The following is a 19,717-nucleotide window of genomic DNA, read 5'->3' as shown; positions in this document are numbered from 1 at the left end:
GTGACCGTCGAATTACTGGTTCTCCTGATCGTCATCGTCACGGCACTCGCATTCGATTTCACCAACGGCTTCCATGACACCGCCAACGCCATGGCGACCTCGATCGCCACTGGCGCGCTCCGGCCGCGCGTCGCGGTCGCGTTGTCCGCGGTGCTCAATCTGATCGGCGCCTTTCTCTCGGTCGCCGTCGCCGCCACCGTGGCCAAGGGCATCGTCCGCCTCGATGCCGTGCAGGGGCATGATCTGCTGATCATCGTCTTCGCCGGACTGGTCGGCGGCATTCTCTGGAACTTGCTCACCTGGCTGTTCGGCCTGCCGTCCAGTTCCTCGCACGCACTGTTCGGCGGCCTGATCGGTGCCACTCTCGCCGCGCTCGGTTTCAGCGGCGTGATCTGGGCGGCCGGCTCGGACGGCGTGCTCACCAAGATCATTCTGCCCGCCGTGCTCGCGCCGATCATCGCGGCGATGGTGTCGGCCATCGGCACCTGGCTGGTCTATCGCATCACCAAGAAGTCCGATCCGGCGAAGGTGGAGACGGGTTTCCGCTGGGGCCAGATCGGTTCGGCGTCGCTGGTCTCGCTGGCGCACGGCACCAACGACGCGCAGAAGACGATGGGCGTCATCTTCCTCGCGCTGGTCGCGCACGGCTCGCTCACCAAGAACGACGAGATGCCGCTGTGGGTGATGGCCGCCTGTGCCGTCGCCATCGCGGCCGGTACCTACCTCGGCGGCTGGCGGATCATCCGCACCCTCGGCAAGGGGCTCGTCGAGATCGAGTCGCCGCAGGGGCTGGCCGCCGAATCCGCGTCGGCGGCGATCATTCTCACCTCTGCCCACTTCGGGCTGCCGCTGTCGACCACGCAGACCGCGACCGGCTCGATCCTGGGTACCGGACTCGGCAAGGGTGCCGAGGTGCGCTGGGGCGTGATGGGGCGCATGGTGGTCGCCTGGCTGTTCACGCTGCCGCTGGCCGGGCTGGCCGGCGCGGTGTGCTGGGCGATCGCGCACTTCATCGGCGGGTTGGCCGGTGTACTGGTGGTATTCGCGATCCTGCTGGCACTGTCGGGGCTGATCTATCTGCGCTCCCGCAAGGATCCGGTCGACACCACCAACGTCAACGAATGGCCGGGTGACACGCCGGGCGCGCCGACCAGTGTTGCGAAGGCCGAGGCGGCGCGGGACGAGCAGTCCGCCGAGCAGGACGAATCGGGCGACCCGAACGACTCGGCCCCGACCGGCGGTGCCGGCGGGAACGCGACGGCGGAACCCGGTAAGTCGCCGCGGTCGGCACAGGTTTAGAGAGGAGTAGGACGTGCATACGCTCATCACCAATCTGAACTCCCTGTGGAAGGTCGCGCTGGCCGGCCTGATACTCGGGGCGGGGTTGCCGATGGTCTTCGCGGTCGGCGTCCGGTTCTGGTCGATGGCGGAGACGGTGACCCCGGACGGCCGGGTGACGCAACGCAACTACCCCGCGCTGACCGTCGCGCTACTCTGCTTCGGACTGATCATCGCGGCGATCATCACCGGGATCCTCTATACGGCAAAGGCTTTCATCGCCGCGAGGTTCGGCATTCACCTGTTCGGACAGTCCTGAAGGGCGCAATGTGACCGATCAAGCGAAACCCGCAGAGCTCAGGCCGAAGGTACTCGGCCGCATCATCGGCTGGCTGCGGGCCGGCTACCCACAGGGCATCCCGCACTCCGACTATGTCGCCTTGTTCGCGGTGCTGCACCGGCATATCACCGATTTCGAGGTGGTCGCGATCGCCGAGGAACTGGCCGCGGAGAACCCGAACAGCGAGATCACCCGCGCCGAGATCGAGGACGCCATCGCGCGGGTCGCGAAGGAACAGCCGGACGAGGTGGACGTCGCCCGGGTCGCCTCGCACCTCGCGGCAGGCGGCTGGCCACTCGCCGACCCACCCGCCGACCTCGACTGAGCAAGCAGCGTTCACCGATGCCACCCTTCCTGAACGCCATCATCGACTGGCTGCGGGCCGGCTATCCGGACGGTGTCCCGGAAGCCGACTACATCCCCCTGCTCGCCCTGCTCCGCCGCCGCCTCTCCGACGACGAGGTCCGCCAAATCGCCGCCGAACTAGCAGGTTCCGGTGATTTCCCCGCCGACAAAACCGACATTCAAGTGATGATCACCAAGGTCACCAACGAAATGCCCTCGGAGGCAGACGTTTCGCGCGTGCAGACGCGATTGGAAGCCCACGCCTGGCCACAGAACGGCGCCGCCCCCGAGGACCCCACCCNGAGAGGGTGGGGGTGGTGGTGAGGGTGGTGCGGATGGCTTCGGTCATGAGGACGTTGAGGCGGGTGGCGATGTTGACCTTGGTGATGCCGTGTTGGACGGCGGCGCGCAGGCCTTCGTCGGGGACGCCGGAGGAGCCGTGCAGGACGAGGGGGACGGGGACCTTGGCGGCGAGGTGGGCGATGAGGTCGTTGTCGAGGGTGGCGGTGCGGGTGTGCATGGCGTGCGAGGAGCCGACGGCTACGGCTAGGGCGTCTACGCCGGTGGCGGCGACGAATTCGACGGCTTCGTCTGGGTCGGTGCGGACGCCGGGGGCGTGGGCGCCGTCTTTGCCGCCGACTTCGCCGAGTTCGGCTTCGACGTGCACGTCGCGCTCGTGGCACCAGCGGGTGATATCGGCGGTGGCGGCGAGGTTGGCGGCGTAGTCGAGGGTGGAGCCGTCGTACATGACCGAGCGGATGCCGAGATCTACTGCGGTGCGGATCAATTCGGCGGAGGTGGCGTGGTCGAGGTGGACGGCGATGTCGGCGGTGCTGTCCGCGGCGATGCGCAGGCAGGCCAGGGCCAGCGGGGCCAGGCTGCCGTGGTAGTTCGCGGTGTTCTCCGAAAGTTGCAGCACGACAGGTCGTTTCGCCGACTCGGCGGCGGCGGCGATGGCTTCGGCATGTTCGAGGGTGATCACATTGAACGCACCGAGCCCGCCCGGGCTGGCGGCGGCGACCAAGGCGGAAACGGGTGTCAGCGGCATAGCGAAATCTCCTGAAAGCTCACCACACCCGGCATCGGACTCAGGGGGTGGTTTCTTGGCGGGTGGGTAGGTCCAGCTGGGTGACCCGGACGGTGGGCGCGATCCGGGTGCGCAGGCAACGGTCGATCTCCCCGGCGACGGGAATCACGACCGCCGCGGCGGAGGTGGCGACGGCGTCGGTGAGGATGGCGGGCCAGGCGGGGGCGGTGTCGGCGGTGAGGGCGGCGATCACCGCGGCGGTGGCGGAATCGCCCGCGCCGGTGGGGTTTCCGGCCAGCGGCTCGGGCAGGGTGGCGAACCAGGCGCCCTCGGCGGTGACGGCGACCATGCCGTCGGCGCCCCGGGTGGCGATGACGGCGCGGACGCCGGCCTCGATCAGCGGGAACGCCGCGGTGACGACTTCGTCGGCGGTGGCGGACTTGATACCGGTGAGCCGGTACAGCTCGTCGCCGTTGGGCATCAGGATGACGCCGGGGATCTGGGCGGCCAGGCGCAGCGCCTCGCCGTCGACATCGCAGATGGTCGGCACGTCGGCCGCGATGGCGGTGCGGGCGATCTCCGCGGGCAAGGTATCGGCGATGCCGCCGGGCAGCGAGCCCGAGATGACCAGGCCGTCGATGTCGGGCAGCATGCCCGCGACGCGGACCGCGAGCTGTTCGGCGGCGTGCGGATTGGACACCCTGGCGCCGGGTTCCCACAGCGCGGTCGCGGTGCCGTCCTCGGACTCGCTGATCACCACCGTGCGCCGTACCCAGGGCAGGGCGTGCACGAAGTCGACGGGCATCTCCAGCTCGGCCGCGGCGGCGAACGCGTGATCGGCGAAACCCGTTGCCCTGGCGTATTTTCCGAGCTGATTCAACACCCGGGTGACGTTGATACCCTTGCCGCCGATGCGTTGTTCGACCGAGCGGACCCGATGCGCCTGCCCGCGCTCGAAGTGCTCGACACGGTAGGTCATGTCGTAGGCCGGGTTCATCGTCACGGTGAGGATCACGACAACCACTGTCCTCGCCTGAGCACCCGGCGCAAGCGGAGCGTCTCATCAACTATCAAAAGGTCGGCAAAATAGCCCGTACGGAGGTCGCCGACGTCGGGTAGCCGAAGGGCGGCCGCCGGGGTCGAGGTGGCCGCGAGCACCGCGTCGGCCAGTGACACGCCGGAGTCGCGCACCGCCCGCGCCACGCAGTCGAGCAACGTGCTGATGCCGCCCGCGATCGAACCGTTCGCGATCCGAGCGACCCCTTGACGCACCGTCACGGACTGCGGACCGAGTTGATACTCGCCGTCCGACAGCCCGGCCGCCTGCATGGCATCGGTGATCAGCGCGACCCGTCCCGGCGCGGTCGCGAAAACCAGCGCGGCGAAACCGGGGTCCACATGCACACCGTCCCCGATCAGCTCGACCGCCGCGTGCCCCGCGGCTGCGGCGACCAGCGATGCGCCGACCGGACCGGAATCGCGGTGATGCAGCGGCGGCATGCCGTTCGCCAAATGAGTGGCCACGGTGCCGAACCCGGTGGGCCGCAATGCTTTCAGGAACGACGTGTAGTCGGCGTTGCTGTGCCCCAGCGCAACGACCACGTCGTGATCGGTAAGCCGTTGCGCGACAGCGTCATAGCCGGAACGCTCCGGCGCCAGCGTCATCATCCGCAGCTGCCCACCGCCTGCGGCGAGCAGCTGGTCGGTCAGTTCGAGATCCGGATCGCGGAGGAACCGGGGATCCTGCGCCCCGCAGCGCGCCTCCGAAAGAAACGGCCCCTCGGCATGAATGCCGCCGAGCAACCCGTCTTCCGCCAGTTCCCGCAGCACAGCGGTCTGCGCGACCATGTCCGCGGCGGCCGCCGTGACCACGCTGGCCACCACGGTCGTAGACCCGCTCGCATGATGGAACTCCGCCGCCGCCCGCGCTTCCGCCGCGTCGACGGTGTCGAACCGATGTCCGAATCCACCGTGGTTGTGCATGTCCACCAGCCCGGGCAGCACCGTGCCGGAGAAGGCGGGCGCAGCCGAATCCGGATGCGCCGCAACCCACTCGGTGAACGGCAACACGGCACTGATCCGATCGTCGACCACGGTGACCACGCCGTCATCGAGCTGTGCGCTCGCGGAAACGACGCGCCCCCGGATGGTCGACTCGGCCCCGCTCATGCGAGCGCCCCATGCCTGGCGAACAGCGCGGCACCCATCAACCCGGCGCGAGCCCCGAATTCACCCAGCACCACGTGCGGAGCGGAGAACAGCCGAAGCCGGTCGGCAATCGCCTGATGCAGCGGATCGGTGAGCGCGGCTCCCGCCCCCGCCAGTCCACCACCGAGGATGATCAGTTCGGGGCAAGCAGCGTGCACGATCCCGATCAGACCGTCGGCGAGCGCGTCGACCGCGTCCCCGAGCACCGCTTTGGCGTCGGTATCGGTGTCCACCAGCGCGAATACCTCTGCGGCACCGCTGATCTCGCGACCGGTGCGACGGGTGTAAGCACGGGCGATCGCCGCCCCTGAAGCCACGGTTTCGACGCACCCGGTGTTGCCGCACAAGCACGGCAGGCCGTCGGCGCGCACCGGGATATGCCCGTATTCGCCGACCTGACCGTACGAACTGCGCAGCAGGTGCCCGCCGACGGACAGGGTGCCCGAGATGCCGGTCCCGAGGATGACCACGCACACGTTGTCGTAACCGCGCCCGGCCCCGAAACGCCATTCGGCCCAACCCGCAACGGCCACATCGTGTTCGATGAGCACCGGCATGCCCCACCGGGTGACGAACCGATCGCCGACCCGCACGTCCCGCCACCCGACATTGCTGCTGAACACCGCGATCGACCGGACGGTGTCCACGATGCCCGGCAGCACGACGGCGGCCCGGCCGACCCGGTCGCGCAGTTCGGGGGTCAGCTCGGCGAGCAACTGATCGCCGAGCGCCCCCATCGCGTCGAAGGCCGTTTCGCCCTGCGGGGTCGCGACGGTGCCGACGGCAAGCACCCGGCCCGCGGCATCGGTGATCTCACCCTTGATGGTGGTGCCGCCGACATCGAGCCCGAGCACCAGTGCGTCCTCGGCCAACGCGCCCGGCTGCGGGGTCGCCGCAACCGGGCGCGTCATTGTGCCGCCGCGGTGAGCCGCCGCGGTCGACCCGGCAGTCCCGGCCGCGGCACCGGCGGCACTGGTCGAGGACGCCGTGCTCTCGGCAACGGCCCTCGGGTCCTGCACGACTCCCATGCTTGGCACAGTAGTTCCCGGTTCGTGCTGCGGCGCGGGCCTGGCTGGTTCGAGTTTCACCGGGTCGGTCCGATCACTGGTCGAGGACGACCGAGCGATTGAGCCCACGCGGGTGATCGGGGTCGAGGCCGAGATCGGCCGCGCGCAGCACACAGAGCTGATGGACGCGCAGCAGATCGGCCATCGGGTCGATGTCGCGGTGCTCGAAGTGCGCACCGGTACTCGCGATATCCGTGGCGAAGTTCGGCACCAGCGGGCCGAAGGCCCAGACCGCGCGGCCCGGCGCGGAGATGGCGATCGGGCCGTGCCGGTACTCGGTGGCCAGGTAGGACTCGGTCCAGGACTGGCAGGATTCGCGCAGCTTCAGCCCGGACTCCTCGGCGATGGCGGCGGCGAAGCCCATGCCGACGAAGCTGATCTCCTCGGCGTGCCGGACGTCGGCGAGCGACGCGGCCGGATCCTCGGCGAGCACCTTGCGGGCCTGCTCGATCACCGGGGCGAGGTCTTCGCCGAGGTGCCAGCGCAGGATCGCCAGGGCGGTGGTGGCGAAGCGGGTCTGCACCACCGATTCCTCGTCGACCTCGTCGATCAGGATCGCATCGCCCAGCTCGAGCACCGGGGTGCCGGGGCTGGAGCAGATGACGGTGCGGGGAATGTGTGCTGGGATGTCCCGCATGGCGTTGACCACCTCGGTGGTCGTGCCGGAGCGGCAGATCACCAGGTAGCGGTCGTAGTCGCGGCCGTAGCGGACCTCGCTGGCGGGCCAGGCGTCGGTCAGACCGTGGCCTGCGCCCTCGCGCAGCGCCGCGATCGCTTTGGACATGAACAGGGAAGTGCCGCAACCGATCACGGCGACTCGCTCGCCCTTGTGGGGGAGGATGTCGCGATGTTCGGCAGCGATCGTTTCGGCGCGCGCCCAGTCGTCAGGCTGGGTGGCGACCTCGTTGGCCAGGTGGGTCACGGGCGTGGTTTCGGCGGAGATCGGCACAACAACAGAATCCGCCCGGTGATCGTTCATGTCAAATTTACGAGCGAATCGGTCACATATGATCAAGCTTGGGTCTATGTTGATAGTCGGTCGATCAGTTCGATCCCATCATCGGCTGTCCAGTGGCGCCCGGTGTGCAAATTTGAAAGGTTCTACTCGTGAAAAGACCACTCCACGGCGTGCTTGCGGGGGTCGCGATGGTCACCGGCCTCGCGCTGGCGATCTCGTCCTGTGGGTTCGGCTCGAAAGATAACGCCGACTCCGACACCACGATCAACTTCTTAGCCCCGGCCTACAGTGACGGGGCCACCGGTACGAAGGCGCTGTGGGACGGCATCATCGCGGATTTCCAGCAGAAGAACCCTGATATCAAGGTGAACCTGCAGATGGAGTCCTGGAACTCGATCAACGATGTGGTGCGCACCAAGCTCCAGTCGACGTCGACCACCCCGGACATCCTCAACATCGACGCCTACGCGAGCTTCGCCAGCGACGGGATGCTGTATCCCGCCAACGAAATCGTCTCGCCGTCGGTGCTCTCCGACATCCAGCCCGGCTTCGCGAAGAACGCCTCGCTCAACGGCACCCAGTACGCGCTGCCGCTGTTCGCCTCCACCCGCACCCTGTTCTACAACACCGAGCTGTTCGAGAAGGCCGGCATCACCTCGCCGCCGAAGACCTGGGCCGAGCTCACCGACGCGGCCAAGAAGATCCAGGCGCTCGGCGGCGGCGTCTCCGGCTACGGCCTGCCGCTCGGCAGCGAGGAAGCCCAGGGCGAGACCTCGATCTGGACCTTCGGCGCGGGCGGCCAGTGGGCCGACGGTGACAAGATCACCGTCGACACCCCGCAAAACCTGGAGGGCGTGCGCGCGATGCGCGAGCTCGCCGATGCCGGTGTCACCCAGCCGAATCCGGGAGCGACCGACCGCAAGGACGTCATCAACGCGTTCATCCAGGGCAAGATCGGCATGATCGAGGGCCTGCCCCCGACCATCGGTCAGATCGCCGCGAAGAACCCCGCGCTGAAGTACTCGACCGCGCCGACGCCGACCAAGTCCGGCACCCCGGTGACGCTCGGCGTCGCCGATCACCTGATGGCGTTCAAGAAGGACGGCAAGAAGACCGAGACGATCAAGAAGTTCCTCGACTTCTTCTACAGCGCCGACGTCTACGCGAACTTCGTGTCCAAAGAGGGCTTCATCCCGATCACCAACAGCGCGGCCGCCAAGCTGGCCGCGGACCCGGTAACCAAGGCGTTCGGCCCGACCCTCGCGGTGGCCAAGTTCTACCCGAGCAACAACGCGAAATGGGCTGCGGCGCAAGGCGCTATCCGGCAGCAGATGGGCACTATCGCCCAGGGCACCGACCCGGCCCAGGTGTTGGCGCGTGTTCAGGAAGCCGCGAAATAGCGTGCGACGGAAAGGAACTCTGGCGGCGATACCGTGGATCGGGCCCGCGCTGGTCTTGATCGCGGCTATCGTCGCCTTTCCGGCCTGCTACATGGTGTGGACCAGTACCAGGGATCTGAGCGCCTACGGTCAGGATCGCGGCCCGGCCGGGCTGGCGAATTTCCGCAGGCTCTTCGGGATTTCGGAGCTGGGCTCGGTCCTGGTCCACACGGTGGTCTGGGTGGTCGCCGTCGTGCTGATCACCCTGGTGCTCTCGGCGGGGCTGGCCCAGTTCCTGGCCAAGGACTTCCCCGGCCGCACCGCGGTGCGGATGGCGATCCTGGTGCCGTGGGCGGCCTCGGTCGTGATGACGACGACGATCTTCTACTACATGCTGGATCCCGACGTCGGCATCGCCAACCGGTTCCTGGTCGATATCGGTTTGCTGGACCGGGGTTTCGGCTTCACCAAGCAGCCGACGCCCGCGTTCCTGGTCGCGATCGGGGTCGCGGTGTTCGTCTCGATCCCGTTCACCACCTATACGATTCTGGCCGGGCTGCAATCGATTCCGGCCGAGGTCGGCGAGGCGGGCCGGGTCGACGGCGCGAGTGCGTGGCAGCGCTACCGCTTTCTCACGCTGCCGCAGCTGCGTCCGGCCATCGCGGTGGCGACGATCATCAACATCATCAACTCGTTCAACTCGTTGCCGATTCTGCAGGTGATCACCGGCAGCATCGCGGGTTTCGAGGCCGACACCACCACCACGTTGATGTTCAAACTGATCCGGCAGAACCAGGAGATCGACACGGCCGCGGCGATGAGCGTGCTGAACTTCGTGCTGATCATCGTCATCATCGCGATCTACGTGAAGGTGATCCGGCCGACGCAGGAGGTCGACGGGTGACGAGACCGCAGTCGCACCCGCCGATCGACCGGGTGTCCCGCACGGCACAGGAGGTCGACCGATGACCACGGCAGACGTGGCGCACCTCGAAAAGGTAACGGGTGCGGTAGAAGTGGCCGCATCGGGCGAGCGTCGCGCGGCGAAACCGAAACGGCGCCGCTGGGAATTGACCGCGGTCGGGGTCGTGCTCGCCGCGCTGTTCCTGGTGCCGTTCATCGTGATGGTGCTCGGCTCGCTGAAGAGCAGGCCCGAAATCCTGCGCATCCCACCGACTTACTTCCCCGAGTCGTGGCATCCGGACAACTACGCCACCATGTGGGACACGCCGGAGACACCGCTGGCCTTCAACATGGCCAGCACCGTGATCATTTCGGTGTGCGCCACGGTACTCGTATTGCTCGTCGCCATTCCGGCCGCGTATTACACAGCGCGGCACAAGTTTCCGGGTCGCGCGGTGTTCCTGGGCCTGGTGCTCGTCACCCAGATGTTGCAGCCGACGGTGCTGGTGACCGGTCTGATCCGGGAGTTCTTCGCGATCGGCATCAACGACACCTGGCTGGCGATGATCCTGGTGAACGCGGCGTTCAACCTGTCGTTCGCGGTGTGGATCCTGCACAGCTTCTTCGCCTCCATTCCGGTGGAGATCGAGGAGGCCGCGATGCTGGACGGCCTGAGTCGCTGGCAGACCCTGGTCCGGGTGTCCCTGCCGCTGGTCTGGCCCGGCATCGTCACCGCCACGATCTTCGTGGTGGTCTCCTGCTGGAACGAGTTCGCCGCCAGCCTGGTGGTGCTGACCACCGCCGAGAACCAGCCGCTGTCGGTGGCGCTGACGAAGTTCATCGGCCAGTACGACACGTCGTGGCAATACGTCTTCGCTATCTCCACGGTCGGCATCATCCCGGTCGTGATCCTGTTCGCGTTCATCGAGAAGCGCCTCGTCGCAGGTCTGACGGCGGGCAGCGTCAAGTAGTCGGGTACGGCGGGTGGTGTGCGACACCACCCGCCGTTTTCCTGTCCATGAACCACATCACTGTCTGAGACTGGACTTCTGGCCCGTTATCTGAAAATATCTCTTACCAATATCGGTAACGAGCGGTTACGGGAAGGCACTTCGATGAGCGTGCGCAATGGTGGGCGCGTCGTCGTCCTGGGCGTCATCGCGCTGATGGCGGCGTGGACGGCACTCGGTTCGGGACAGGCGGAGCCGGGCGAGCAGAGCGGTGTCCGGGTCGAGCCCGCACCCGCGCTGACCCTGCCGCCCGAACTCGACGACTTCTATCGGCCCGCCGCGGGTGCGGTCGCCGCGGCGCAACCGGGTGAGATCCTGCGCGCGCGGGCGATCTACCCGGCGTTCATGGGCATCGTGCAGCTGAATGTCGATGCGTGGCAGTTGCTTTATCGCACCACCAACAGTCATGGCGAGCCGATCTCGACGGTCACCACGATCCTGAAGCCGCGCGGGCCGGCGCCCGCCGGTGGCTCGAAGCTGCTGTCCTATCAGATCGCCGAGGACAGCGTCGCGCAGTACTGCGCCCCCTCCTATGTCGCCCAATCCGGTGCCATCCCGGTCGATTACGTGAACGCGGCGGAGACGCTCATCCCGATCGCCGCGGGTCTCGGGCAAGGCTGGACCATCGCGATGCCCGATTACCAGGGCCCGAATTCGGCGTACGGCGCCTCGCGTATGAACGCGCAAGCAACGCTCGACGGCATTCGGGCCGCCGAGAACTTCGCCCCGGCACAGTTGAACGGGCCGCAGACACCGACGGCGCTGTGGGGTTACTCCGGTGGCACGATTCCGTCGGCCTTCGTGCCGGAGATCAAGCAGAGTTACGCGCCCGAACTCAATATCGTCGGCGTCGCGGCGGGCGGTGTCGCGGCGGGCGACTACGCCGGGGTGGTGCGGCACAACAATGGCGGCGTCTATGCGGGCCTCATCTCTGCCGCGATCGTCGGCATTGCGACCGAATATCCGGACATGCAGCGGGTAATGCGCGAAAGAGTCGATCTGCTCGGGCAATTCGTCATGGCGTCGAAGAAGGTACTGTGCCATCCGCAGGGCGCGGCCCTGTTCCCCGGATTCAATTACTTCGGCAGTTTTCAGGGCGGTGATCCATTGAACCTGCCGGAGATACGGGCGGCCATCGCGGACAACTCACTCGGACAGCAGCAGCCGACCGTGCCGATCTACTTCTATCACGCGCAGCACGACGAGCTCATTCCGATCGCGGGCACCGACGCCATCGTGGATAAATACTGCGCCGAGGGCGCGCCGAGCGTGACCTACGTCCGGGAACTCCTCGCCGAACATATCTCCGGAGTCCCGACGCATCTGCCCGGCGCGTTCTTCTGGTTGCAGGACCGGCTCAACGGTGTCGCCGCACCGGAGGGCTGCTCGATCACCAGTCCGGTGAGCACTCTCACGGAACCGCAATTCGGGCAGGCACTGTCGGAGATACTGCCGCCGCTGGCGCAAGCCCTGGTCGGATACGCGATCGGCCAGCAGAAGTAGCTGTGGTGCACCTGCCGCGGGCCGATGTCCGTGCCGGTATGGCGGCGGGGGTGCGCGGTAGCATCGAACGGTGGCACGGCGGGCAGAGGATGCAAAGGACGGTCGCAGCTACGGCGGGCTGTCCCGGGAGCAGCGGGTCGCCCAGCGGCAAACGCGATTGATCGACGCCGCGCTCGAATTATTCGGAACCCACGGTTACGCAGCCACTTCCATCGAGCGCCTGTGCGCGGAAGCCAATGTATCCACGCGCAGTTTCTATGAAGATATGGGCAGCCGTGAGGCTTTGCTGATCGCGCTGGTCAATCGGATCACCTCGCACGCGGTCGAGCGGGCGCTGGAGGCGCTGGCCGAATCCGCCGGCGAGCCGCTGTCGACCAGGGTGGTCCGGGTTTTCGGCGCTTATCTCGCGGTGACCTGTCAGGATCACCGCTCCGCGCGGGTCTGTTATGTCGAAGTCGTCGGTGTGAGCGCGGCCGTGGAGGAATGGCGCCGGGAGCAGCGCCGCCTGCTTTCCGCGCTCATCATCAGCGAGGCCGAGCGGGCGGTAGAGCGCGGCGAAACCAAATCGAGGCGCTTCGACCTATTCGCCCTCGCGGTGATCGGCGCGGTGAATTCCTTGGCTCAGGAATTGGTCCAGAGCACCCTGCCCGGCACGGTGATCGGTCTCGATGAAATCTGCGAGGAGATCGCGTACTTCGTGAACTCCGGACTCGCTCTCACCTGATCTGAATCAGTGAAAACAGCTCGAAGGGGCGGCCTCGTTCCGCGCGATTCCGCTGGCCACGGCCGCCGCCGGGCACCGCTGAGCCGGCACCCGGCTTGGCATCGCGGTACCGGAATCTCTACGTTCGGCAGCGTGCCTGTGATCAGATTGTTCGCGTGCCAGGAAAAACAACAGGTCGGTGTGTTCGAATGCCGCAGGGCGGTATGAGATGACCGGACCGACCGACCGACCACAGCGCTGGAACCGGCTGCTCGAACTGCTCGCCGACTCCGGCCGGCTCTCGGTGGAGGAAGCCGCCGAACGCCTCGGCGTCTCCTCGGCGACCGTGCGGCGCGACTTCACCGCGCTCGCCGAACAGCAGCTGGCGACCAGAACGCACGGCGGTGTCGTCGCGACCTCGGTCGCCTACGACCTGCCCGCCCGCTACCGCCAGACCAGCGGGGAGGCCAAGCAGCGGATCGCGGAACACGCTGCGTCACTGGTGGATCCGCGCGCGGTCATCGCGATGAACGGCGGCACCACGACCACCGCGGTGGCCAGGGCCCTGGCCGGGCGCACCGACCTGGGGATGACCGGCGATGAGCAACTGACGCTCGTCACCAACGCCCTCAATATCGCCGGTGAGATGGTGCTGCGACCGCACATGCGCACCGTCGTGCTGGGCGGGGTGGCCCGGCGCGAGTCCTACGAACTGCACGGCCCCCTCGCCGAACGCGCCCTGGCCGAGCTGCGCCTGGACGAGTTGATCCTCGGCGTGAACGCCATCTCCGCCGAGGGCGGCGCACAGTGCAGGCACATCGACGAGGCCGGCGTCACCACCGAGATGGTGCGCCGCTCCCGGCACGTCATGGTGGTGGCCACCGCCGACAAGCTGGAGCGCACCGCTCTTGCCCGTATTTGCAGCATCGAGCAGGTGCACGCGCTGGTCACCGACACCGACGCGGACCCGTCGGCGGTAGCGGCGATCCGCGCGACCGGGGTGCGGGTCGACGTGGTGTAGCCGCGCCACCCTGTTTGAACCCGGTGGCGCCGGGCATGCACGAGGCCATGACCACTGAACCCGGTACCAACCGTCCCGACGACACCGAGGTGGACCGCGACGAGGTCGACCAGCCGGATGCGACCGACGACGCCGCCGCTACCAGGGAAGACCAGGCAGCGAATATGGACTACGAGGGTGACACGCCCAACTAGTAGCTCGCAGTCCAGTCGAACAGCCCGGCAGGCCACGGATGCCTGCCGGGCTGTGCTGCGTCTCGCGTAGGCGGGGCCGCTGCGTCACCCATTGACTGGGTCATGGCGTCTCATTAACCTGAGTGAGACAGCACGTCCCATATGAACGTTCAGGCAAGGTGAGCCCGCTATGGCCGATGTCGATTCCACTGCTGCCGAAGTCGATTCCACGTTGCACCCGCCCCGCTGGGCGCCGACCTTCATTCGATGGCACAACACGCCGGTGAGCTGGTGGGAGTCGGTGCGGTTGTCGCTGGGCATCCTGCCCCGGGTGCGCGATCACACGGTGCTGGACTACGTGACCAATTTCCCCGGTCAGGACGACGTGATCGTGGCCAGGGTGCCGTTCGCGAAGTTCGTCATCGTGCGCAGTCCCGAGTTGGCACGGCATGTGCTGGTGACCAATCAGAACAACTACACCAAGAGCCCCGACTACGACATGCTCGCGGTGGCGTTCGGGCGCGGACTGGTGACCGATCTGAACGACGAACTGTGGCAGCGCAATCGGCGGCTGGTGCAGCCGATCTTCGCCAAGCGCAACGTCGATGGGTTCGCCCCGATCATGGTCGAGGCGGCCAGGGACGCGGTGGCGCGGATCCGGCAGTTGTCGGCGGGTGACGGTGTGGTCGACGTCAACGCCGAAATGAACCGGCTCACTTTGGATGTCACGTCGCGCACGATGTTCGGCACCGACATCACCGGCCCGATGTCGGAGGTGGTGCTCTATCGGCTGCTGCGGTTCTTCGGCCGCGGTTTCATGACCAATCTCAGTCATCCGCTGCACCACGTCGCGACCTGGCTGCACCGGCATTCCCGCCATCGGGACGACGCCGGGAACTCGCGGCTGCCGATGCGCATCATGCGGGCGGCGGGCTGGGTGGTCGAGCCGCGCACCATGCGCGACCTGCGCCATGCCGAGCGTGTGGTGGACGGCTTGATCGCCGACCATCGCGCAGGCCGGATCACCCGCAAGGACAACCTGCTCGCCGCGCTGATCGACGCCTCGGATCCGGAGACCGGTTACCAGTACACCGACCAGGAGATCCACGACGAGCTGATGACCTTCGTCGGCGCCGGCATGGAAACCACCGCGACCGCGCTGACCTGGGTGTGGCAGCTGCTGTCCGAGCATCCCGAGGCTCGCGAGCGACTACGCGAGGAGGTGCGTTCGGTGCTCGGTTCGCGCCCGGCCACCGCCGCCGACCTCGATCGGCTGCCGTGGACGCAGGCCGTGGTCGCCGAGACCATGCGGGTGTTGCCGCCGGTGGTCGGGCTGGCCAGAACGGCGAAAGAGCCGGACGCACTGGGTGGTTACCTGATCGAACCGGGCACCACGGTGATCACCTTGATCCACGGGTCGCACCACAATCAGCGCGTGTGGGAGCGGCCGGAGCAGTTCGATCCGAGCCGGTACCTGCCGGAAAACGTAGCGCGCGAACACAAACGGGCCACCATGCCGTTCGGCGCGGGCAAAAGAATGTGTGTCGCTTCGGGATTCGCGAACATGGAGGCCGCGCTCGTCGTCGCCACCTTCGCCCAGCAGCTGCAGTTCGACGCGGTGTCGGATCAGCGCGTGCGACGGCAGATCTCGTTCACCGGTGGTCCGGACGGACCGCTGCTGATGCGGCCCCGGTTCCTGCCGGAACTGGAGCGCGCGGACACCGCCGTATAGTCGATAACCGTGAAACCCGCCCACATGCGTAGCCATCGCAGGCGCTCGGGCGGACAGCGCTGGGACGAACACAACTCGACCAGGCAGGCACAGATCCTGGCGGCGGCCGTCGCGTTGATCGAGGAGCACGGCCCGGCCGCCGAGGTATCCATCCAGCAGATCGCCGAGCGAGCCGGACTGGCGCGCTCGGTGGTCTACCGGCAGTTCGACAATCGGGAAGACCTGGACGCCCGGGTGCGCGAGTACATCCTGGACCACTACGTGGCCGAGGTGGAGGCGCTGTTCGTGCTCGACCCCACCAAGACCGCGGAGCAGATGTTCCACGAGATCATGCGCCGGGTGGTGAGCTGGGCGGCCGAACATCCCACTCTGTATCAGTTCGGGCAGAACGGTCCGGTGCACGGGCACGCGGCGGGAGAGACCAGCCTGACCATCGGCAGACACCGGGTGGCCGAGGCACTGTGGCAACAGTTCTCGTCGTGGACGACCATGCTCGCCATCGACGTGGTGCCGTACCGCCCGCTCGTCTACGGGCTGGTCGGCCTGGTGGAGGGCATTGTCACGCAGTACATCGGCACCCCGCCCGGTGCTGAACGCCCCGACCAGGAAACCATCGCCCGCATGCTCACCTCCTCCGCCTGGCACCTCTTCGCGGGCCACGCCGCCGATCGCGGTTACCACTTCGACCGGTCCGCCAATATCGCGGAAACCCTCGCCAAGCTCTTCGCCGACGCTGCGACACAAAAAGACTGAAGTCCCCCGGCGCTCAGCAGCTCACTGGGTAAGCGGTAACCCGAAGAGCGGGAACAGGTCCCGGTTGAGGAAGACGGTGATGCGCTCGATCGACGAGTCTTTCGTGCCGAGCACATGAATGGAATGTGCTCGGTGGACGCCGGTTTCGTCGATCAGGTAGTAGGCGACGGCCGGCTGGGTATTGGCGGCCGTGGGAATCGCCCGCCAAGCCTCCTTGCCCCGGCCCACCTTGTCCGCGAAGAACTCCAGCACCTGGGCCCGTCCCGCGAACCACACCAGGGCGGGCGGCATTTCGAAGACGACGTCGTCGACAAGCAGCTTGCTGAGCCCCGCCATATCGCTGTCGCCGAACGCGGCGACATAGCGGTCGATCACCGCTCGTTCGGCTGGGCTGAGGGATTCGGACATCTGATCGACCATCGGCGCGACCTTGGCGAGCTGGGTGCGTGCGCGTTGCAGCGCGCTGTTGACTGCGGCAGGGGAAGTGTCGAGCAAATCGGCGACCTCGGCGGCGGACCAGGCCAGCACGTCGCGCAGGATCAGCACGGCCCGCTGCCGGGCGGGCAGATATTGCAGCGCGGCGACAAAGGCCAGCCGGATACCGCTGCGGGCCGCGACCACCGTGGCCGGGTCGTCGGCCGAATTGCCGAGCAGCCCATCGGGAATCGGCTCCAACCAGGGCAGTTCCGGATGTCGCTCCGGGCGCATCCGCACCGTCTCGGCGGGACCACCGAGATCGACCGGTAAGGCTCGACGGGCGCGCTGTTCCAGCGCGGTCAGGCAGGCATTGGTCGCAATGCGGTACAGCCAGGTGCGCAGCGAGGCTCGCTCGGGGTCGAACCGGTCGGCCGCGCGCCAGGCCCGCAGCATGGTCTCCTGCACCAGATCCTCGGCGTCGTGGATGGAGCCGAGCATGCGGTAGCAGTGCGCGAGCAACTCGGGGCGGTGCGCCATCGCCTTGGCGGTGAAATCCGCGCTGACCGTCATGGGTGGACAACCTACTGCGCCGGAGCCGATTCGGCTGCTGGTCATGCGCTGGTCCCCGACAGATCCGCAGGCCTCGGTGCGGATCTTGTCGCCTCCGTAGCGACCGGGGTACCGGCGGGAATGAGCGCACCGACCGCCGCGCCCACGAGTGCCAGTAGGGCCGCCGTCCCCATCGCGGCGGCGAAGCCCGCGCTGAACGCACCGGCCGACTCGAGCCCGCCGACCGCCGCGAACACCGCGGTGGGCAACGCGACGCCGAACGCGAAACCGAGTTGGCGCATCGTATTGAAGGTGCCGGACGCGGCACCGACCGCCGCCATCGGCACCGCACGCAGCACCGCGCTCTGTGCGGCGGGAATCGTCATCGAGACGCCGATCCCCGACAGCACGAACGGCGCGACCAGGGCGGCATAGGACAGCGCGGGATCGGCGATCAGCGTGATCCAGCAGTAGCCCGCCGCCTGCATGGAAAGCCCGAGCACGATCAGCGGCCGCTCACCGAATCGGTTGACCTGGCGTCCGGCGATCGGCGCGACCACGAACAGCGTCACCGTCCACGGCGCCAATCGCAGACCGGCGCCGAGCGGATCGGCGCGCAGCACGATCTGCAGGAACTGCGCGAAGAAGAACGCGCCGGTCGCGATCGACGCGGAAAGCAGGAATCCCACCACATTTCCGGCCGCGAAGGCCCGCGATGCGAAGAAACGCATCGGCATCATCGGTGCGTCGATACGCAGCTCCCACCGGACGAAGCCGATTATCGCCAGCGCGCCCAGGCCGAACGCCAGCACCACTTCGGCACTCGCCCAACCGGTTTCGTTGCCGCGCAGCAGTCCCCACACCAGCCCGAACGCACCGGCGCTGACCAGCAGAATGCCAAGCAGGTCCACTTTTCGCGCCTGGCCGAAACTTTCCTGGATCCTGGTGCACAGCAACGGAATCAGCACCGCGGCGATCGGAATGTTGAGCCAGAAGATCCACTGCCACGCCAAGCCCTGCACCACCGCGCCGCCCACCAGCGGCCCGCCCGCGGTCGCCAATCCCGTGACGGCAGCGAACAATCCGAGCGCCTTGCTCCGCTGCTCCGGCGGGAACGCGGCCGAGAGCAGCGCGGTCGCCGTCGGCATGACCGCCGCGGCGCCGACACCCTGCACCGCCCGCGCGGCGATCAACCACTCCAGACTCGGTGCCAGCGCACACGCCGCCGACGCCAGCCCGAACAGGCCTAGTCCGACGGCGAGCACCCGTCTGCGGCCGTACCGGTCACCGAGCGCCGCGCCCGCCATCAGCAGCACCGCGAAGCTCAGCATGTACGCGTTGATCGTCCATTCCAGCTCGGCGATCGACGCGTGCAGCTCCCGCTGGATGGCGGACAGGGCGGTGGTGACCACCAGCGCATCCAGCACCGTCATCAGCGCGGCCACTGAGGTCACCGCGAGCACCCAGCGCTGTCGAACAGTCATCGTCATGGCGAAAAGTCCTCCTCCGAAGGTTTCGCCAGTACCTACCGGTGCGGGGACGCCGATTCATCGGAGGAAGCCGGACTTTTTCTAGGGGGTCGTGGCCAGCGGCACCGCAGCGGGCGGGAGCACCGGGCGGATGCTGCGCATCCAGACGACGAAACCCCAGGCCACGAAGCCCGCATAGACGAAGTAGAGGGTGGCCGAGGGGTAGTAGCCCGCCTTCACCAGCAGGGGGATGCCGACGAGGTCGACGGCGATCCAGATGAGCCAGAACTCGGCCAGCCCGCGGGCCATGCCGTAGGTGGCCAGCACCGAGCCGGTGAAGATCCAAGCTTCGGCCCACGGACCGTACGAGCCGATGACGGCGAAGAGCTGGGCGAACGCGGCGGTGCCGAGCAGCATGGCGGCGACCAGGACTAGACGTTCGCGATTGCTCGCCCAGCGCGGCTCGACGCCGCGGTGTTCGAGACCGGTCTCGTTGGCGTGCCGGTGCCAGCTCCACCAGCCGTAGACGCTGACCGCGATGAACATCAGCTGGCGCCCGGCCTGGCCCGCCATGTTCAGCTGCTGCGGGGTGTTGAAGACGCCGCCGACGAAAACGGTGAACAGCAGCGCGTTCCCGCCGATACCGATCGGCCAGGCCCAGACGCGACGGCGCATGCCACCGATGGCGGAGGCGAGGCCGAAACCATTACCGATCACCTCGCGCCAGAGGATCTCCGAGCCTGCGATGTGCAGCTTGGCGTCGAGCAGCGCGATGATCGGGTTCACCTGTGGTGCAACCCGCGCGCGGACCGATGTCATCCATCGGCGCGATATCGGCTCGCGGCGATCGAAAACACGTCGGCGCGTAACGACGGCGAAATC

General features: G+C 67.4%; 20 protein-coding genes and 1 pseudogene. 13 read left to right on the top strand and 8 right to left on the bottom strand.

The window, feature by feature from the left end; genetic code table 11:
• From DBO33_RS40060 to DBO33_RS44320, 4 genes are read left to right on the top strand one after another with little or no spacing between them, the layout of a single operon-like run.
• Nucleotides 1–1,299, top strand: a complete 1,299-nt coding sequence (locus DBO33_RS40060; protein WP_107659663.1) for an inorganic phosphate transporter — start codon at nucleotides 1–3, stop codon at nucleotides 1,297–1,299.
• Between the two features lie 13 nt (nucleotides 1,300–1,312).
• On the top strand, nucleotides 1,313–1,597 hold the full coding sequence (locus DBO33_RS40055) for a hypothetical protein (RefSeq protein ID WP_107659662.1): 285 nt from the start codon (nucleotides 1,313–1,315) through the stop codon (nucleotides 1,595–1,597).
• Between the two features lie 10 nt (nucleotides 1,598–1,607).
• A complete protein-coding gene (locus DBO33_RS40050; RefSeq protein WP_107659661.1) occupies nucleotides 1,608–1,943 on the top strand; it encodes a DUF3349 domain-containing protein in 336 nt (111 codons plus the stop codon).
• Between the two features lie 17 nt (nucleotides 1,944–1,960).
• The gene (locus DBO33_RS44320) at nucleotides 1,961–2,287 is read left to right on the top strand and encodes a DUF3349 domain-containing protein (RefSeq protein WP_107659660.1); all 327 of its coding nucleotides are present in this window, start codon (nucleotides 1,961–1,963) and stop codon (nucleotides 2,285–2,287) included.
• Between the two features lie 13 nt (nucleotides 2,288–2,300).
• Here DBO33_RS44320 and DBO33_RS40040 read toward each other — a convergent pair.
• From DBO33_RS40040 to DBO33_RS40020, 5 genes and pseudogenes are all read right to left on the bottom strand, one after another.
• Nucleotides 2,301–3,011 (bottom strand): annotated as a pseudogene (locus DBO33_RS40040) (class II fructose-bisphosphate aldolase); the annotation flags it as partial.
• Between the two features lie 40 nt (nucleotides 3,012–3,051).
• Complete coding sequence (locus DBO33_RS40035) at nucleotides 3,052–4,005, bottom strand: hexose kinase (RefSeq protein ID WP_107661005.1); 954 nt, start codon at nucleotides 4,003–4,005, stop codon at nucleotides 3,052–3,054.
• Nucleotides 4,002–5,159: an N-acetylglucosamine-6-phosphate deacetylase gene (locus DBO33_RS40030; protein ID WP_107659659.1), complete on the bottom strand. Its 1,158-nt coding sequence runs from the start codon at nucleotides 5,157–5,159 to the stop codon at nucleotides 4,002–4,004. Before DBO33_RS40030 ends, DBO33_RS40035 begins: the two co-directional genes overlap by 4 nt.
• Complete coding sequence (locus DBO33_RS40025) at nucleotides 5,156–6,226, bottom strand: ROK family protein (protein WP_107659658.1); 1,071 nt, start codon at nucleotides 6,224–6,226, stop codon at nucleotides 5,156–5,158. Before DBO33_RS40025 ends, DBO33_RS40030 begins: the two co-directional genes overlap by 4 nt.
• Before the next feature lie 73 nt (nucleotides 6,227–6,299).
• Nucleotides 6,300–7,244, bottom strand: a complete 945-nt coding sequence (locus tag DBO33_RS40020; RefSeq protein WP_199856902.1) for an SIS domain-containing protein — start codon at nucleotides 7,242–7,244, stop codon at nucleotides 6,300–6,302.
• A gap of 128 nt (nucleotides 7,245–7,372) precedes the next feature.
• On the opposite strand from DBO33_RS40020, the gene DBO33_RS40015 reads away from it, so the two are divergent.
• The 9 genes from DBO33_RS40015 (at nucleotide 7,373) to DBO33_RS39975 (ending at nucleotide 16,400) form a co-directional block, all read left to right on the top strand.
• Nucleotides 7,373–8,623: an extracellular solute-binding protein gene (locus DBO33_RS40015; RefSeq protein WP_234391296.1), complete on the top strand. Its 1,251-nt coding sequence runs from the start codon at nucleotides 7,373–7,375 to the stop codon at nucleotides 8,621–8,623.
• Nucleotide 8,624: 1 nt separating this feature from the next.
• Nucleotides 8,625–9,506 carry a carbohydrate ABC transporter permease gene (locus tag DBO33_RS40010; RefSeq protein ID WP_199856901.1) on the top strand — a complete coding sequence of 294 codons (882 nt, stop codon included), beginning with the start codon at nucleotides 8,625–8,627 and terminating at the stop codon, nucleotides 9,504–9,506.
• 61 nt (nucleotides 9,507–9,567) lie between these two features.
• A complete protein-coding gene (locus DBO33_RS40005) occupies nucleotides 9,568–10,476 on the top strand; it encodes a carbohydrate ABC transporter permease (protein WP_107659656.1) in 909 nt (302 codons plus the stop codon).
• 144 nt (nucleotides 10,477–10,620) lie between these two features.
• Entirely contained in the window at nucleotides 10,621–12,018 is a 1,398-nt protein-coding gene (locus DBO33_RS40000) for a lipase family protein (RefSeq protein WP_107659655.1), read from the top strand.
• Nucleotides 12,019–12,088: 70 nt separating this feature from the next.
• Nucleotides 12,089–12,742, top strand: a complete 654-nt coding sequence (locus DBO33_RS39995) for a TetR/AcrR family transcriptional regulator (protein WP_107659654.1) — start codon at nucleotides 12,089–12,091, stop codon at nucleotides 12,740–12,742.
• 208 nt (nucleotides 12,743–12,950) lie between these two features.
• The gene (locus DBO33_RS39990; protein ID WP_107659653.1) at nucleotides 12,951–13,742 is read left to right on the top strand and encodes a DeoR/GlpR family DNA-binding transcription regulator; all 792 of its coding nucleotides are present in this window, start codon (nucleotides 12,951–12,953) and stop codon (nucleotides 13,740–13,742) included.
• 47 nt (nucleotides 13,743–13,789) lie between these two features.
• Entirely contained in the window at nucleotides 13,790–13,936 is a 147-nt protein-coding gene (locus DBO33_RS39985; RefSeq protein ID WP_159080744.1) for a hypothetical protein, read from the top strand.
• Nucleotides 13,937–14,105: 169 nt separating this feature from the next.
• Complete coding sequence (locus DBO33_RS39980; RefSeq protein WP_107659651.1) at nucleotides 14,106–15,647, top strand: cytochrome P450; 1,542 nt, start codon at nucleotides 14,106–14,108, stop codon at nucleotides 15,645–15,647.
• Between the two features lie 9 nt (nucleotides 15,648–15,656).
• A complete protein-coding gene (locus DBO33_RS39975; RefSeq protein ID WP_159080743.1) occupies nucleotides 15,657–16,400 on the top strand; it encodes a TetR/AcrR family transcriptional regulator in 744 nt (247 codons plus the stop codon).
• Nucleotides 16,401–16,421: 21 nt separating this feature from the next.
• On the opposite strand, the gene DBO33_RS39970 is transcribed toward DBO33_RS39975, so the two are convergent.
• The 3 genes from DBO33_RS39970 to pnuC form a co-directional block, all read right to left on the bottom strand.
• Nucleotides 16,422–17,387 carry a sigma-70 family RNA polymerase sigma factor gene (locus DBO33_RS39970; protein WP_107659649.1) on the bottom strand — a complete coding sequence of 322 codons (966 nt, stop codon included), beginning with the start codon at nucleotides 17,385–17,387 and terminating at the stop codon, nucleotides 16,422–16,424.
• Nucleotides 17,388–17,428: 41 nt separating this feature from the next.
• Nucleotides 17,429–18,856 carry a DHA2 family efflux MFS transporter permease subunit gene (locus DBO33_RS39965; protein WP_199856900.1) on the bottom strand — a complete coding sequence of 476 codons (1,428 nt, stop codon included), beginning with the start codon at nucleotides 18,854–18,856 and terminating at the stop codon, nucleotides 17,429–17,431.
• 81 nt (nucleotides 18,857–18,937) lie between these two features.
• Nucleotides 18,938–19,654 (bottom strand): nicotinamide riboside transporter PnuC, encoded by a 717-nt coding sequence (gene pnuC, locus DBO33_RS39960; RefSeq protein WP_107659648.1) that lies wholly within the window; start codon nucleotides 19,652–19,654, stop codon nucleotides 18,938–18,940.
• Between the last annotated feature and the right edge of the window lie 63 nt (nucleotides 19,655–19,717).

Source organism: Nocardia suismassiliense (assembly GCF_900269665.1).
GTDB lineage: Bacteria > Actinomycetota > Actinomycetes > Mycobacteriales > Mycobacteriaceae > Nocardia > Nocardia suismassiliense.
This window is presented reverse-complemented; position numbering and strand designations above follow the sequence as displayed.